Here is a 16,322-nt window from a genome sequence, read left to right as displayed (position 1 = left end):
AAATCAGTAGTTTAGCACCACCCAAACTCTCTCTACTTATACACTACCCATAAACACAGTTTTATCATTATTTATTGCCACTTAGTGACACTCAATTACCACAACATACGTCAAAGGAACATGAAATTCCTTCGTTATATCGAACAGTTAGTTATTCGCCTGGTGACTGGTCATGAACGAATATGGTTTTTGTTTTGACTATCTCATAGTCACGGCAAACTTGAAGTGCATTGTGACGCTGTCACTAAAATTCAATCAAGATGGTAATTGTCATGAATAAACTAATCACCGCTTCTCTTTTTGTCTCAATATTATCTGGCTGTGCTGGCCTTGCTCCTGTTGATGACGCTGTTCTACCTCAGAATGCAACTTACACGGGCGAGGGTATGAGCAAACTGATGCAAACATACACCTTATCTTCACCAGTTGAAGGCAATAATGACCTGGGCATGTGTATGTCAATGAATGTTCAGAGTCAGGTTGTTTCGTTTAGTGGTAGCTCATATAAAACGGGTCCATTGACAGGTAATGTGTATGCGTTCGATACCACGGATAAGCAAGGTGCATCCAAGAATATGTATTCGAATGGTGATGTGGTTGTGATGACTGAGCAAGTGAAGAATGTATTCACATATGGTGGGATCGTTTCATACAGCCTAAAGCATGACATTGCTGCAAAGTATGAGGACGGGGTGCTGAAGATGAAATTTTATAACTTGGATGGCGCTCAATCCGATACTGGTTCGATTGGTAATAGTGGCTTCAGTGGGGTGTATGGTGTTCAAACTTGGATTTCAGATATCTTTTGGGGGAGCAAGAATCACTATGATTCAGTATTTGCAAAGGTGGCTGGTTGTATGGCTTCTAATGCCTTTTAACTCATTTAATATCAATAAGTAATATGCAAGCCCCTTTAATATTGAGGGGCTTGTCAATACTTAATTCGAAAATGAATTCGAAATAATCGTTTATTCGAATCTGTATTCGGTATACAATTTAACCGTATTCAATACTAATTGAGGTGTATGCCGTGAACAAAACTACTTTCCTTGACTCAATAGGGGCAACTCTTCCAGCCCTTTCAACTGGAAGACCTGATGCTCGTTGTTGGGATTACTTCACCAGGAAAGGGAATGTTGTGATGTTAGGAAGTGGTGACGCTATCAGTGGCGGTTACACCGAGATTGTGTGGTTAGAGTGCCCTAATTTCCGTGAGAGGCTTCGTTACGATCACGTTATGGAGTGTGATTCTGTGGTTGGTCGTAAACGTGAATTCTACTTCCTAATCCGTTCTAACGGTTGGAGTGACAATAACAACGTATCTTGGGAAGTCACCAAGGATAGTGTTGTGTATGAGATCATCCCTGAGACGTTCAAGGTGGTTGGGGATAAGGGGTTTGTGAAGCTCAATCTTTCGAAGCCAATTAGTGTGCTTGAGGTATAAGGAAAAATGAAGAAAATAGCAATTCTAGCCTTATCTGCTCTAAGTATTGCTGGCTGTCAATCTACACCAGAACTAAATCCGATCCCTGCTAATGTTCAGAGCACTTTACTGAACCAATGGGTTACTACTGAAGTGTGTTACAACAACGGGTTCTATTCTCTAGAGGAGCACACTAGCTATCAGTCGGCTATTAACTACAACCTTGGTACGTGGAAAATTAACCAAGCGTCTATCGATACTGAGCTGATAGGAATTCGTTCTGTCGTGAATCAGAATATTGCTAACGGTGCTGATGTGAAAGGTACTTGCCATTATCAGAAACCTGTTTTAGTTAGAACCTTGAACGAAGCCCAAAGCCACTACAATCAAGTACAAACTAACCAACAGCGTGCTCATGAAATTCAGAAGGCAAAGGCATCAGCACCAAGAACTGAGAGTAGTATCTCTAGCTTTGGTGGGACTGTTAACTGCAAGAAAATAGGTGCATTCATTCAACCTGAGATCAAGACGTTTCAAGGTATGATGTGTCCTATCGGCTGGTTTCCTGCTTAGTTAATTGAACTTATCATTTCAAGAAATAGCTCGGAGTGAATAGTTCCGAGTTATTAAAATTCATACCTCGTTCGAGGTAACTTCCTACCTATATGCATTCTTAATGTAGATAAATTTTCCTCAGGATTATTGTTTCGAGAGCACCATGTTCAGCGGTAGCATACTGATACGTTATTATCTATTGGAACAACAGTATGACTGACGAATTAATTGAGCAAGCCAATGGGATAGAAACCATATTATCTGAACGCTCTACATCCCTAAAGGAGCTGGTGGCTATTCATAATAAGTTTATTGAGTTTTTAGGAATTGGGAGAAAGGTGAATAAGTTTCCTTCTAAGGAATATGGAGCTAACAGGGTCCGACAACTTGCAAATACGATAGTAGAAGAGCAAGGCAAGTCAGTAATGTTTTTGCCAGTTGATGTGTTAGCTATCCCTAGTCATTACACGTCCGTAGTCCCTTACAGTAAACAAGACGAGGCGGCATCACACTATGTTAAAAGCAACAATTCTGACACTGATCAGAAACAATTTTCTACACGATGTAATGTAGGTGGAAGTAATGGGGCAGTGATGGTCAGTAATGATGGTGGAAGTACTTGGGTTGCTTTTTCTACATTGAAGAAGCGTGCCACTTGGTTCAAACAAGCTAAGTCTTCGGTTCAAGTTAAGGGTAGAGTGTCTGAGGTGAGATTAAAAAGGATGAAAGGGTTCGTGAAGAATACTGGCATTAAGGTTGTGGTAGTCTAATCAAATTGTTTTATTAGGGATATATCACCAAACTCCAGAGATAAAATGATATAGAAAATAATTATTAGTGACAACGATTGAAGGTGGTAATAATTTTCACCTAGACACATCAATTTCTAAACAGTTATGTGGAATATGTTTGGCTTCCTTGCCAGTATATCCTTCCTCTATCTGATTACCCAGATAGGCCAGTTGACTGAAGTTTCTGGCTTATAATATCTAAACCGGATACTTCCACCTTCTTATGCATACGTTGTTTATTAAATATCAAACCATGGTTCGTACTAAAGTACCATTCCAACAGCCCATACCTAACATAAATGGCTTGGTCGATTTCTAATTCATAAAACCCTTGATGGATAGGTTCATATAGAAGTCGCATATCAAACTCTTCCCAAGACTGAGTACTGCAACCTTCCTTAACGAACCATTTAAAGTACTCGATGACTTTATCCAAATCGAATTCAGAATCAAAGTGCTTTTTGATGATTGAGTAGTCCAATTCACAATGAAACATTGTTGAGTAGACTTTACGGTTATCGAGATCAATTGCTAATTGAATCCGATCATCATCACCAAAAACCACCATATCTACCAGTACGCAATCTGAATAATCCTTCGGCTCATATACTGGACCACCAGCAAAAAACACAAATAGATGATTGTCCACATACCATTTAGCATCGTCTAGCAATTTCAGTGTGTCGTTGTAAAACATATTTTTGCTCCTCTTTGTACGCCATCAGCGGAAATGCTAATGACTTCGAGGAACATTTATATCGTATATGGATTCGGATAAATTGTCAAGTAATTCGAATTTGCATTCGAATAAATTTGCTCGAGATTCATCACCGCATATCGAATTGGTGAGTGTTTATTGGAGTTGAGTGATTCCTGAATGGGTATATTAATGTGGTAACATCCCAAACCTTTCTTTGGTGTGATACTATCCGCACCAAATTTTCCTATCTTGAAATGTAACAATGGCAAGAACAGCACACGCCCTTCACATTCTGGTGAAGCACAAAGACAAAGCAGAAGACATTATGAAGCAACTGAAGCAAGGTAAGAAATTTGCTGACCTTGCTCGTAAGCACAGTACATGCCCATCAGGGAAGAAGGGTGGTGATCTAGGCGAATTCAAACAAGGCCAGATGGTTCCAGCATTCGATCGCGCAGTCTTCAAAGGTGAAACTATCACTCCACAGCTAGTGAAAACCAAATTCGGTTGGCACATCATCAAAGTACTGTGGAGAACCTAATCACTACTCAACTGTATTGGTGCAGTTAAGTAGTGTTTATAGGTTGATGATGAGAGCCCGTAACTTAGCGGGCTTTCTTATGATTCACTGATTTGACGGATATCATTCCCAAAGTATCTCAATACTTTAGTCGTCCTACCGTTGATAACGGGCAGTTCTTCTTTGTTAATCCATCCTATTAGTTCTTGAACGTTAGACTTACCAAACTCATTCAATTTGTACTCGCTATCATAGATACAGTCAGCCATTCGCCCAACAGCATCACCAGAACCAAATAGAAGGTACGTTAGAGTGTTCTTAACATGATGCTCTTCGTTATTCGCAATGAATGTCTCTTTTAGAGTTCCAAGCCCACCTTTATAGAACCGGAACCTGTCATGGAAGGAATGTAAAACACATAGAGCATCCACTATCTCTTCCATAGACGCTGTTTTAATAGACTCCTTGGAACCTAATACTCGTTTGATGAGAGGGTAGTTTGTTGGAACAATTCGATCCTCAAAGTGTTCCCACGTGGTCGTTAACCATTCGTCTATTAATGACCTGGCTCTAGCTTTTTGATGGTCGTCCCAACCAATAGGTTGATGCTTCCAAGTATCTTGTGTTGCGTAGAAATCACGGACAAAACTGAAGAATGAATCGATCTCAAGACGTTGTGGTATTAGTTCAGCATCCACTTTTCTATCGAAGTTGTTATAGATCTCTTCAATTCGTCTGAAAGCAGTTACGGCTTCTTGGTAGGACTTTCTATATGAATCCAAGAATATAGACTTCTTGCTAGTTTTCTTCTTACCACGGTTTATGTTTGAGAAGTTCACGTCACCCATAGTTTCAGTGACAGCATCATCAATGCCTTTGATCAGCTTGTTTACTTGAGAGAACTTGTTATAGATGCTTCGATACTTTTTAATGGCATCTTTGGTAAGTACCTCAGCTTCATCCCAGTAATCACCGAATAGTTCTTGAAGCTCTGCAAACCGAACGTCTTCAGAATCAATTCCAACCATAACTTCTTGGTTTGAAAGAATCGCAGAACTAGTTAGGTTAGCTGAACCAACAAGGATTGTTTTGTCACCAAAAATGTAAAGCTTCGGATGAAATGAATTGCTTGTATAGAATCGAGCTTCTACGTTTTTATGGTTTAGTAGCTTATCAAGAGCATTAGGAGAAGTAGGGAAGCCGAGACGAACAACGATCCTTACATGGCATCCTTTGGATAGAAGATCATCAATCACGCTTGACTCAGTGAAGAAGGCTGATGCAATAAAAATATCCATACCATCTTCAACATGTTCAACGATACCGTGCTTGATGAAGTCATTTTTAGAAATTCTATTTGTATACAGATCCATCGTTCTTATCCCACAAAATAACCTTCGTACATCATGCCATTAAAATGACAGGTTTTATCTATCAGATATCAATGATTTTGAAAAACAATTATGTAATTTGAGATTTCGCAATTTTTTTCATTTTTAATTATCTTCTTGATTTTACTGATTTGTTTTGGGTTGGTATCATGCTTTCGTTGATAGTTTTAGGATTTAGAGAACATGAGTGATGTAGTTCAAGGTACTTTTACTTATCGCGTGATGAAGGGGAAAATTAAAGCTCCTAACGATAAACGCTTTTGTGTTGATAAATGGAACAAAGAGTGGGCAAAATTTGAGGGTAATGCTTCAGCAAGAGACCAGAAGGTATATAAAGCTGGAATTATCATCGATAGTCTGTTGACTGAGGTTCGTGGGAAACTGGCTGAGCTTTACACTCAAGCACCAAAGACAACGTATGAGAAGCTAATGTTATCTTATGTTGCCTCATCAAACAGAACTACAGCAGTCGCTTTTAAAGTTGCTATGCGTGAAGCCACAGCAAATCTTCAAGCAGCTATGATTGAAACTAATGTTACAGGTGATAAGCACAGTCTTGCCGAAGTTGCACATATAGCTGTTGATGGTTATCAGCTGGCGATTAGAGGTTGTTTAGGAAAAATAGAAAAGGGTGAAAAGCTACCAGTTTCTGAAAACCCGATTGATGAAATATCGTTTGTTAACCAAGAGTCAGGGCTTTCACAGCTCTACTGGACATACTTACATCTTTGGCAATGTATTTTATGGTCTGATTATCATCTGATCGAGTTGGACGAAGAGCACAAAGTATATTCGATCAAGCAACCATATTCACCGTATGAGATTTCGTTTCTAAGTAGCGCAAATAGAAACAATCGTCTTTCTGGTCAAAATACGGTAATGGCTTTAAACCCATCGATTCGCTCCAAGTTTCTTGGCGATAAACTTGTGATGATGAAGCGTGTTAATAAGAAGCGTGTTGCATACGTGCAGGAAATCAAAATTGTTGGGGATGTGTTGATTACTGCTAATACAGAATGGCGAATCAAAGAGTTAGAACTTCAATCTCATTTTCCAAAGGAATGGTTTACTAATGACTATGGTAAAGGTTTCTCTTTGAAAGAAGGGTTAGATGTATTTCGTTGTGTGATGCTCATGGCGAATACTTTGAAAGAAAAATTTCCTGAAAACGACAGTGTATTCAATATAAGCAAACTCAATGAGTTCTGTCCTACGGTACCAGTGTTCTCTTTGAAGAGAGCTTTATGTGATGCAACTGGCCTTACAGCAGACAAGGTAGACGCTATCCTTGAGTTTATGACTATTAAAGCTTCACCTACGAGTGATTTGTGGTGTCAGCCTCTAATCAAGACCAGCAAAAACGAATATGCGATTCTTGTCAGTGCTTTATGCTCTCCGTCTGTGATCCGAGTTTTCGAAAGATGGGCTACTGACTTCGGACTAAACCTTCGTGATAAAGGATATACATACGAAGAAACTGTTATCCAAGAGCTTAATGATGCTTTATCTAACAACCCTTTAGTAACCGACTTCGACAAAGCGGTTAGTGATACTGTTAAAGTCGGTGGAGGTGAGGAAGAGATTGATTTACTGACTCGAGTTGGCGATTTAATAATCGTTGGTGATTCAAAGTCTATTGTCACAACTGACTCTGAAATATCTAAATACAATACTGCTGATACTCTTGCTCATGCAGGGGAGCAGGTTGTTAGGAAGACAAAGTTTTTACAAGATAATCTACAAGCAGCCTTTGAGTTTTTAGGTTGGGACTATGATGCAAGCACAGATTACAAATTTGCTCAGTGCATCCTTAACAGTGGTAGAATCTTCGTTGGCCATGAGTTTGATGGTGTGCCTGTGATTGATGAGAAAATACTTAAAGCGTATTTTACATCTGACAAAGTGAGGCTATTCAGTTTAGCTTCGAAGCAGAGAACCAAGACCATTGCGTGGTTGCAGCTTTACAGTAACCTAGAAGAAATGACATCAAACTTTCAGAAATATGCTTTGAACCCTCCGCAGATAAACGAAGATGCAGATTCTTTTGAATATAATGAAAACAAATTCCCATACATGACTGAAGATTCGTACAAGGTTTTCAAAGATTATCTGGTACTCAAAGATATTGATCCAATAACTATCCTAGATCGAGAGCACGATTTTCCTATTATCAAGTCCGCTGATTTTGATGTCGAAGTTGCAGGCGTGAAAGTTGGTATGTGACAAAGGGGCTGTTTGATTAGTTATTGAACAAAGCCCCTTGTGTATCTAGTGACTTAATGTTCATTGGATATCTGATCTGTGGCATTATTGCGACCAGATAGCTATAGGATATTTGAATGTCACAGAAGATCGTAAAATCGAGGTTCAATCTATTAGGTAAGTGTCAGAGTGTTGTCTATGACGATAAGTCTCTGGTGATAGAGTACAAGTCGTCTACTAGAACTGTTGATTACTCTGACATATTAGGTTTCTGCACGATTGAGCGATCTCTTTTGGGTCATCGACTTGAGATAACAACTGATGATGGAGTTATCCAAGTTGGTGGCCTAAGCCACTTCAAATCAAGACCACACTTCGATGCTATCAACCTTGCGATTAGTAAGATGATCGAGTCAAGGATTCACAATACCTATTCTGAATTCTCCAAGTTCGTAAATAGAAGGTATCTAAGAGAATCAAAGGTTCATGAGCTTCAGAGCATCATCGAGCCTATGGTACTTCTCTTCAATCGGAACAATGAGTCTTGGAAGCAACATGTACCTGATGAACCATTCAGGAAGATGAAGAAGTTATCTGAGTTTTACCCTATATCGAACTCGGCTGAGTTCTTACGAGACCACCACGTTCAGAAAGTCCTCAGTTCACGCCAGTCTTTCTATGACACTATTGAGAGTAATCCTCTAACAGAAGAGCAACGTTTATCTGTCGTTCAAGATGATGATTTCAATATGGTACTAGCAGCAGCTGGTACAGGTAAGACTTCGGTAATGGTTGCTAAAACGACTGATATCATTCAACGACAGTTAGCGAAGCCTGAAGAGGTCATGGTACTTGCTTATGGTAGTAAAGCCGCTGAAGAGTTGAAGGAGAGATCCAAGGAGCGTCTTAAAGCTGCCAACATCAACTTCAACCTAGATAAGCAAATTTCCACATTCCATAGCCGTGGCTATCAGATCATTGCCCAAGCTCAAAACATGTCTGTTGAAGAGTTTAGAAAGTTGAGAATGAGTAGGCTGGTTAAGGATGGAGCTAGGCTTGAGTTTATAAACAACTGGCTGGTTACGTTTATCGAAGAGAGTGACGAAAATCTTAATGCTTTCATCGACACTGTGTATTACGCATACAACCCATTACTATCCGAATCAGAAGAGGCGCATCAGGAAGCACTTAAAGGGAAGAAGTACATAACCCTGAATGGTGTGGAAGTTAAAGGTTATCAAGAAGTTTTGATTGGTAACTGGCTGTTTAGAAACGGCATTAACTATATGTATGAACCAAACTATGCGAATCAGACTGGGTGTGATGTTGGTTACCCTTACAATCCAGATTTTCATGTGAGAGATACGTAAAATCTATGAAGAAGATCCTAATGCTTCTGTTGGAATTCTATCTCGCTATAGGAAAACAAAGGATGCTGCTGCTAAACGCTTTACTAAGCGAAACGGATTTTCCAAGATGGATTTTTGGACATTACATGGTTCAAAGGGGCTTGAGGCTGACTATTGCTTTATCTTAGATCTCAATCAAGGGTACTTTGGCTTCCCAACTGAGAGGAAGGAGAATGAGATTGTTAGTGCTTTGATGCCAACAATTGACAGTTTCCCTCATGCTGAAGAGCGTAGATTATTCTATGTAGCCATAACTCGTTCTAAGAAAAGGTGTTACCTTGTCGCGGACCCAAAAGAGCCATCTGAGTTTGTTCTTGAACTACTGAGTCAAGGGTATGACCTTGAGGTTATCTCAGACAACTTTACGAAGGAAAAGCTAGCGGCTCGTAAGTGTCCTAAGTGTAAAACGGGCTATATGAAGCCAAAGAGTGGAGAGCGTGGAGTCTATGTATGTTCGACTGGTTTAGGATGTTTGACTGAAGCTGTTGATTGTCACGAGTGTGATGGTCTAGCAATCAAGAAAGCCAAACATGCAGAGTGCCTGACATGTAAGAGTAAGTTTCAACTATGCCCACGTTGTAAATCACCAAAGGTCGCAAGGACAGGGAAGTACTCATTATTTGTCGCTTGCGATGGGTATAAAGGTGAGGAAGACGAAAAGTCATGTAAGTACAGAGGTAAACTACCACCTGCACTTAAAGGCAAACTCAAAAACAAAGAACGTATTCCTGTTCGTTAACAGTCCTACGTTCTCGCTCATCACTTATTGTTCAAGACAGTGATTAGTCGCCTGAAAAATGGGTCGGTTGCTGGGTTATAAGACTCAGTACCTCCCCAATAATACTGACCAAGTACAGTTTTCACATTGTCATAGTGACGTTGTAGAGACATTGCTCTTCTTCTAGGCGTTGTACCGAGATCATTACTTATCTGAGCTTTCCATGGGTGGTTACTACCCATGATGTTTTCATTTCGCTTGATTAGCTTTTCAATAAAATGCTTACCAACTAACCTATCTGATTTCAGCAAGTTACAGTCTTTGTGCGCAAGGACTAAATTCCATATTTCATCGTGGCTAACTACTTGCCGTGGCAGCACATGATCGACGTGAATATCTGAACCCATAGGCTCACCACAATAGAAACATGTATTACCTTGGTAACCTGATAGGAAAGGGATGTTGTTCGTTAGTGCTTTGCGATCATACCCATCCTTTAGGTAAATCTCACGAATGTCATTTGCTAGTTTAAAGTCTGATTGATTGATGCTGAACGCACCTTCCAGTAGACCCCACCGAGCCATAATTTCACTATCTAGAGTGTCTAGTTGATCTTCTTCAAAGTTTAACAATGTATCTTTGAGGACTAGTTTGTTATTAGTATCAATCTCATAGAAATAGTCAGCTACAATGCGCTTGTCAGTCCCAATAGTTTGGAATCTAGGTACAACGTCTTCGAATGCAGTGTCAGCAACCTTCTTGATTGCCTCATTGCGATTGGTTACTCCTAATTGGAACTCCTTTACAATTCGCTCCATTTTCGTAAGGCGATTAGGATTACCTTGCTGTGGCATAGGGTTAGTCTCAAGCCTTGTGAGGTATGAGTCAAAGTAACTTTCTGCAAGATCACCCCAATAAATCACATTCTGTTTGCTCCGTGATGCTTTTAGAAGTGTTTGGGCTAAACCCATTTTGTAGGTGGCATTATTTAAGCCAAACAAAATGATTCCTTTGAAGAAGTCTTCGTTAGTGAAGTCCATCAGCTTTCCTTTACTAAGATAGCATTGAGCCACTTTTCATTCTCACGACCTTTACGCAAGTCTGAAGTACACCAAGTTTTAAGTACCTTCAAAGTTGAACCACTGATAACTTGCTCAAGGAGCAACTCGTTGAGGTTGGTAAAGTTTCGACCATTACGCTGCACCTCATCATTTCCATATTTGAATGAACAATAGAAGATGCCATTTGCTTTCAATGGGGCTGCTAGATTACTAAATGAAAGCGACAGCTCAGACATCGGAACATGTAGAAGAGAAGCACATGCCCAAACGCCATCAAAGAGACTATCTGATTGGAAATCTTGGAATCGAGTTACTTCTACTCTTTGACCTGTCAGTTCTTCTGCAAGTTTAGATAGGTCTTCGCTCGCATCAATACCATAAACGGAAAAGCCTTTTTGGATAAAGGCTTTAGTATCACGACCTGAGCCACAACCTGCATCGAGTATATGGCCTTTATTAGGAAGTAGAGGAACAAATTTTTGGTACAAAGTACTCATATCAACATCAATTGTACCGTCAAAGAATTCTTTTGCGTTTTCGTTGTAGTAGTTCATATCGATCGTGACTGATAGTTTTGCCCATAGTACATTATTTTGAAAGAAAATGATTCAACTGCCATAGGTAATACGGCATACTTGATTAGCAAAAACATAGTTAAGTTAGGTAGTTAGATGCAGGATTGAAAATAACCCTGCTTTAGCTAGGTTATTGAGTAAATAATGAGGTGTTTATGGCAGCTGAGATAGGTGTGTTATCTAGGCTTGGTGGTTGGTTATTAAGTAAATTACGCCAAAAGGAACATAATCTAAAGGCTTATTATGCACCTTACTACGAAGAAGCTGAAAAACTAGTGGTTGAGCACGTACAAGTTATCAATTGGTTAGGCGATGAATGTCATACTTATACTGGTTTCACTGAGGAGCAGATCGAAGAATCTTTTCGTGAAACTCAAGCTCATAATGAATGGGTACATAAGAATGCAGCTCAAATTGCTAATGGTAAGTCACTTGAGCAAATGCGAGTTGACGTGATCAACTTGGTTGCCCGAATTGATGATGCTGTGGATCCAGCCTTGATTGATAGCCTCAAGGATTATTCAAGAAATCTTGCAGAGGCGGATGAACTTGGCGAGTATCATTTCCTAGTCGATCAATCTAAGAATCTTTTGAAATTGGTGCGAGATTTGAAAGGGAAGATTCCGACTGTTCATAGCAAGAGCGCTATTCAGTAATCTGCATTAAGTCACTCATTATGGTAGTCAAATGGCATCAGAAGTAAGTACCTTTGGACGTATTATTTCTTGGGTTAAGCAGAAGCTTAGGGATAAGGAGAAGAATCATAAGGACTTCTTTTTACCTTACTACAACGAAGTTGAAGAGGTTCTTGAGAGGCATGTACAGTGTGCTCAATGGCTTCACAAAGAAGAACGTTCATACTTTGATCTCGCAGATGGTGAGGTTCCTGCAAACTCAAGTGACGAATTGAGTGAGCGTATGAGACTACTTTATCCCAAGGCATACATTTCCTCAGGCAGCAGGAATTTAGAACAGATGAGCGTCGAGGTGACGAATCTCGCCAACAAAGTAGATGGAACAGTGGACAGATCTATAGTCGAATGCTTACGTGACTATGCTACGACATGTAGTCAAGCCCATAAATCAGGCGACTATGCTTCGATTGAGCTTCCTTGTAAGAACTTATTAGTCTTAACTCGTGATTTGAAAGCGAAGATTCCAACTGTTCATGATCGAGCAGGGGTTCAATAGCTCAGATAAACGGGTTATAACACATACTCAGTTTGATAAAGCGGTCTTCCAAGGTGAGACGATTACACCTCAGCTTGTGAAAACCAAATTCGGCTGGCATATCGTGAAGGTGCTGTGGCGTACCTGATCAGCGACAAATGATTTTGAATGCCCACTTAAGTTGCGAGGTAATATTAAGTGGGCATTTTAGTATCTGAATTACACGACTATTTTAGCGGCTTATTTGGGAACTCAATGACCGAAGCGTCTTCCTTGCGCGTATCAGACCAGTTTAAAATTGCCGAATAATAGCAATGAATAAGCGTGATCCACAGTGCGGTTGCTATACAACCGACGAAGATCAAGGTACCGGCTAGTTGGGTTTTGGCTGACAGTAGCAGTAGGATTGAAGTAACCATACCGACAGCAATAAGGCCGAGTAATGGCTTGAAAGTTAAGTTGAAAAACACTCTCAAGTGGTAGAAGAAGTGATAAATCGCTTGTCTGAGTATCATTAGCTTGCCTCCCATCCATGGTCTTTATAGATGAACACTTTAACATGTTATTTACATCTGGCGCGATTCGCAATCACTTATCTTGGTCTATTGGCCACAAAAAAGTGAGACTGATGTGCTTGTTGTTGCGTTGATCTTAATGGTGTGCTGTTGACTGCTCGAACTCGATGGGAAGTGCAGAGCGTTTATCTCCCTCCATCAGTAAGCTGAATACATGGGGATTATTTCCATCTTTGTTGAACCAGTGAAAGCCGTAGCCTTCTGATAACCAAAGTTGCAATTGACTTTGTCGGTATAGGAGATAGCTCGTGTATTCATCGACTTCAATGTTGAAATCGTTAGTGTTAATTTCTTGCTGAGTCGGTGGTTTGATACCGAGTTGTTTTTTGTCTGAAGGGCTGAGTACCCAGTAAAAATATTCTGGATAGTTATTAATGGTGATCAGAAATGGCATTTTGCTGTGCTTGTTCATGATTGAACGACCACCACGAAATGAAGCCGCGATAAACGCGCTCTGGTCGGCATTTGGCCGGTAATTGATTGTTGTGAACAGCCATGTTGCTTCGTCGACCAGATTGACGAAGTGGTGTGAAAGGTGAGTTGTGAAATCACCCTTTTCAAGGAAAATGTTATAGGACTTAACCCCAGACTGGATAGCAGTATTGTCTTTTAACACATTCATTGCAGCTAGAGGTGGTACTTTAGGTAAGTAATTACCAAGCAGATCCCATATTGTGCTCAACTGTGAATGGTTAAAGCTGATCGCATGTGCTGTGTCGATATCACAGCCTTCAGGGGTTTTATCGCAAATCGCAATCGAAAATTCATTGTCTAATTTATGGATAAACATCAGCTTATTACTGAGGTTGCCTGGCGTAATGAATATATCCGTTGCCTTTAGCAGGTAGTCGAAATCATCTTGGTTCATTGACAGAAAAACAATGGTGTTGTTTTTTTTATCATTAACGAGTTTGTATTTATAGTCAGTGGGTTTACTACTGGCTAAGAACCCTATCAATACCGTACAAGCCGCTAGAGCGAGGGTTAGAACGAAGGTTAATCTAACCCTGGAATTGGTTTTGCTTTTTAGTTTGGGTGTGTTGGTAAGGGCATGGTATTCATCAGCTGTAAGTTGACGCTGTATATTGACGCGGTAGCCCATGCGAGGGATAAGTTCAATATACTGACCGACTTTTTCCTCCTTGAGTTTTATTCTTAGGGTGCGGATTGTTTGAAATAGTGAGGTTTCAGCCACTTCTTTTCTTGCCCAGCCTGCAGATAGAAGCGTTTCCTTGTTAAGGATATTTGGCGTTTGGCTGACGAGGCGAAAAAGCACTTCTTTCTCTGCACGATTGAGAGAAACAATACCCAATATAGTGAATAGTGTTTTTTTTTGGCAGTCGAAGAAAAAGCTATCCGAAATCTGTGCTATGTGAGCCGAAGCTTTAACTTTCTTAGACATGAATTGCGCTCAGTGTCATATGTTGTCGTAATGTAAAGGTGAAGGACCGTTTAATTTTAAGGTGTAAGTAATTCTATAGTTTGATGATTTTGCCACATATCAAGTTTGACGACTACACTGTTAGTATTATTTTACTTTCTTGCACAGATAAAATTATTCGAATTAGAAAATTTTCAATATTAAAAAAAGAGGTTTGTATAGTTTTTGCGACGACAGGGCAATTCGTGCTCTTAGTCCCTAGCGGTTATCTACACTCATAACTATAAGCCACATCGTAGAGCTTAGAAAATTAAGTGGCGTGAAAGTTTTGGGGGCAATATGATTGCGTTAGTCGTAAGGGCAACTTTCTGCATGCCCATAATCTGTATCGTATTTTCTGTAACGGCTACTAATGCTCAAGGTTCTGATCTATTTGATGGGGCATTTGCGAAAAAGTTTTCAGCGGAAGTTGATACAGCAATGGCAGAAATTAAAGGCATGGCAAGCCATGTCCGCGGTGATAAAGTTGATAAGAAATACCGATCATTAAATAGTCATGCAAAGTCGGTCGGAGTTAGGCACGCTAGCCGCTCTTCCTACGGCTATGTACCTTTATATAGCAATGACCCTCTATCGGTATACACTCCTCCGGGTTTACCAGAGAAAGCGTTGTCAGACACCAGTGTGTTTGGCGACGGTTACCACTCACAAGTTGCTGGCTATATACGGGTTGATAATACTGCCCTTGTAGATAATGCATCGCTTAACAAATCGGTAGAGCAGGATCACAGTGGTTATTCATTGACCCTAGGTGGTGATTACCTGTTCCAGAACCAATACTTATTCGGTCTTACGTTGGGATTGCCATTTTACAAACCATTGTCTGAAGGCAGTGATACCGAAATTGATGGCTTGATAGCGTCGGGGTATTTTACCTATTTCAAAGATGCTTGGTTTATCGACTTTAATGCGAGCTATGCGGTAATGGATACCGACATAGAGCGAAGAGTAACGTTATATACCGATCCTGTTGTGAGCAACACCAACGAAGCAGACTCTGATATTTGGGTTTTCTCGCTGGGAGCGGGGTATATTTTTGATTACAACTATTTGAATGTGGCGTTTGAAAGCAGCTTGCAATATACCTTGTCAGATACCGACCGTTATGAAGAAAGGTTGTCATTGAACAATTCAAGTTATCTCTTTTCGAAGATTGAAGATGTTGATGCGTTAGAATCAACCATGCTGATCACCGGTATGAGTATCTCTCACCCTTTTAGAACGCCTTTTGGTGTGTTCCAACCTTATGCGAAAGGGTACCTTCATTACGATATTGCCAGTGGTAAAGAGCGGATCATTTCACAGCTTAAATCAAACTATTCAGGCAGTATCTTACCGATTGTGATTGAATCAGACGATGACGTTTACGGCCGCGTACACTTTGGTATATCAGGGGCTTTGAGTAAAGACTGGTATGGGTATGCTGAAGCAAGTCAACTGATATGGCATGATGATTTATCAGCCTATACCATCTCTGTTGGACTGAGTATGGCACTTGATTAACCCTTTATTGTCACGGCAGCACATGTTGACAAATTATCCGCCCGGCCAATGCCGGGCTTTGTTTGCCCTAAATATACCTATGGCGATGTTTCGTGAGAACTTGTTGTAAAGTCGGTGGGTTACATTTTGTTACTTTGCGGGTTTAAATAGCAGCGGCTGCATATTATTCACGCTGTACAAACAGTGATATATAGCCCAAAAGAATATGAAGCGTTGTTAATAAACTACATTTTAGTGCTTTCGGTCACAGTATGCTGAGCCATAGGTTCAGTATTGTTCACGCCATAA

General features: G+C 40.2%; 17 protein-coding genes and 1 pseudogene. 12 read left to right on the top strand and 6 right to left on the bottom strand.

Going from position 1 to position 16,322, the window contains the following annotated elements; genetic code table 11:
• Positions 1-272 precede the first annotated feature (272 nt).
• The 4 genes from C9I99_RS04195 to C9I99_RS04180 all read left to right on the top strand — a co-directional run bounded on the left by C9I99_RS04195 (position 273) and on the right by C9I99_RS04180 (position 2,748).
• Positions 273-878: a hypothetical protein gene (locus C9I99_RS04195; RefSeq protein WP_107347561.1), complete on the top strand. Its 606-nt coding sequence runs from the start codon at positions 273-275 to the stop codon at positions 876-878.
• Between the two features lie 263 nt (positions 879-1,141).
• The gene (locus C9I99_RS04190; protein ID WP_107347560.1) at positions 1,142-1,444 is read left to right on the top strand and encodes a hypothetical protein; all 303 of its coding nucleotides are present in this window, start codon (positions 1,142-1,144) and stop codon (positions 1,442-1,444) included.
• A 6-nt stretch (positions 1,445-1,450) separates the two neighbouring features.
• Entirely contained in the window at positions 1,451-1,996 is a 546-nt protein-coding gene (locus C9I99_RS04185) for a putative periplasmic lipoprotein (RefSeq protein WP_107347559.1), read from the top strand.
• A gap of 194 nt (positions 1,997-2,190) precedes the next feature.
• Positions 2,191-2,748 carry a hypothetical protein gene (locus tag C9I99_RS04180; protein ID WP_107347558.1) on the top strand — a complete coding sequence of 186 codons (558 nt, stop codon included), beginning with the start codon at positions 2,191-2,193 and terminating at the stop codon, positions 2,746-2,748.
• 175 nt (positions 2,749-2,923) lie between these two features.
• Here the strand turns inward: C9I99_RS04180 and C9I99_RS04175 are convergent, their stop codons facing one another.
• Positions 2,924-3,466 (bottom strand): hypothetical protein, encoded by a 543-nt coding sequence (locus tag C9I99_RS04175; protein WP_107347557.1) that lies wholly within the window; start codon positions 3,464-3,466, stop codon positions 2,924-2,926.
• 265 nt (positions 3,467-3,731) lie between these two features.
• On the opposite strand from C9I99_RS04175, the gene C9I99_RS04170 reads away from it, so the two are divergent.
• Positions 3,732-4,010, top strand: a complete 279-nt coding sequence (locus C9I99_RS04170) for a peptidylprolyl isomerase (protein WP_107347556.1) — start codon at positions 3,732-3,734, stop codon at positions 4,008-4,010.
• A gap of 77 nt (positions 4,011-4,087) precedes the next feature.
• Here C9I99_RS04170 and C9I99_RS04165 read toward each other — a convergent pair whose 3' ends face one another.
• A complete protein-coding gene (locus tag C9I99_RS04165) occupies positions 4,088-5,362 on the bottom strand; it encodes a phospholipase D-like domain-containing protein (protein ID WP_107347555.1) in 1,275 nt (424 codons plus the stop codon).
• Between the two features lie 201 nt (positions 5,363-5,563).
• On the opposite strand from C9I99_RS04165, the gene C9I99_RS04160 reads away from it, so the two are divergent.
• The 3 genes from C9I99_RS04160 to C9I99_RS04150 all read left to right on the top strand — a co-directional run bounded on the left by C9I99_RS04160 (position 5,564) and on the right by C9I99_RS04150 (position 9,730).
• The gene (locus C9I99_RS04160; RefSeq protein ID WP_107347554.1) at positions 5,564-7,603 is read left to right on the top strand and encodes a hypothetical protein; all 2,040 of its coding nucleotides are present in this window, start codon (positions 5,564-5,566) and stop codon (positions 7,601-7,603) included.
• A 116-nt stretch (positions 7,604-7,719) separates the two neighbouring features.
• Entirely contained in the window at positions 7,720-8,952 is a 1,233-nt protein-coding gene (locus C9I99_RS04155; protein ID WP_107347553.1) for a UvrD-helicase domain-containing protein, read from the top strand.
• Positions 8,945-9,730 carry a 3'-5' exonuclease gene (locus tag C9I99_RS04150; RefSeq protein ID WP_483407022.1) on the top strand — a complete coding sequence of 262 codons (786 nt, stop codon included), beginning with the start codon at positions 8,945-8,947 and terminating at the stop codon, positions 9,728-9,730. Before C9I99_RS04155 ends, C9I99_RS04150 begins: the two co-directional genes overlap by 8 nt.
• A gap of 20 nt (positions 9,731-9,750) precedes the next feature.
• Here C9I99_RS04150 and C9I99_RS04145 read toward each other — a convergent pair whose 3' ends face one another.
• On the bottom strand, positions 9,751-10,749 hold the full coding sequence (locus tag C9I99_RS04145) for an HNH endonuclease (protein ID WP_107347551.1): 999 nt from the start codon (positions 10,747-10,749) through the stop codon (positions 9,751-9,753).
• Positions 10,749-11,330 carry a class I SAM-dependent methyltransferase gene (locus C9I99_RS04140; protein ID WP_166645455.1) on the bottom strand — a complete coding sequence of 194 codons (582 nt, stop codon included), beginning with the start codon at positions 11,328-11,330 and terminating at the stop codon, positions 10,749-10,751. The genes C9I99_RS04145 and C9I99_RS04140 overlap by 1 nt, the downstream gene beginning before the upstream one ends.
• A 170-nt stretch (positions 11,331-11,500) precedes the next feature.
• Between C9I99_RS04140 and C9I99_RS04135 the strand changes: the two genes are divergently transcribed.
• From C9I99_RS04135 to C9I99_RS27385, 3 genes and pseudogenes are all read left to right on the top strand, one after another.
• The gene (locus C9I99_RS04135; RefSeq protein WP_107347549.1) at positions 11,501-12,001 is read left to right on the top strand and encodes a hypothetical protein; all 501 of its coding nucleotides are present in this window, start codon (positions 11,501-11,503) and stop codon (positions 11,999-12,001) included.
• A 31-nt stretch (positions 12,002-12,032) separates the two neighbouring features.
• On the top strand, positions 12,033-12,536 hold the full coding sequence (locus C9I99_RS04130; protein ID WP_107347548.1) for a hypothetical protein: 504 nt from the start codon (positions 12,033-12,035) through the stop codon (positions 12,534-12,536).
• Positions 12,537-12,567: 31 nt separating this feature from the next.
• Positions 12,568-12,663, top strand: a pseudogene (locus C9I99_RS27385) (peptidylprolyl isomerase); the annotation flags it as partial.
• A 79-nt stretch (positions 12,664-12,742) separates the two neighbouring features.
• Here C9I99_RS27385 and C9I99_RS04120 read toward each other — a convergent pair.
• Both C9I99_RS04120 and C9I99_RS04115 read right to left on the bottom strand, forming a co-directional pair.
• Positions 12,743-13,030, bottom strand: coding sequence for a hypothetical protein (locus C9I99_RS04120; protein WP_133638244.1), 288 nt, complete (start codon positions 13,028-13,030; stop codon positions 12,743-12,745).
• 136 nt (positions 13,031-13,166) lie between these two features.
• Complete coding sequence (locus C9I99_RS04115; protein WP_107347545.1) at positions 13,167-14,492, bottom strand: winged helix-turn-helix domain-containing protein; 1,326 nt, start codon at positions 14,490-14,492, stop codon at positions 13,167-13,169.
• Positions 14,493-14,810: 318 nt separating this feature from the next.
• On the opposite strand from C9I99_RS04115, the gene C9I99_RS04110 reads away from it, so the two are divergent.
• The gene (locus tag C9I99_RS04110) at positions 14,811-16,034 is read left to right on the top strand and encodes an autotransporter outer membrane beta-barrel domain-containing protein (RefSeq protein ID WP_107347544.1); all 1,224 of its coding nucleotides are present in this window, start codon (positions 14,811-14,813) and stop codon (positions 16,032-16,034) included.
• Positions 16,035-16,322 lie beyond the last annotated feature (288 nt).

It is taken from the genome of Photobacterium lutimaris, assembly GCF_003025555.1.
In the GTDB taxonomy this organism is placed as follows: domain Bacteria; phylum Pseudomonadota; class Gammaproteobacteria; order Enterobacterales; family Vibrionaceae; genus Photobacterium; species Photobacterium lutimaris.
This window is presented reverse-complemented; position numbering and strand designations above follow the sequence as displayed.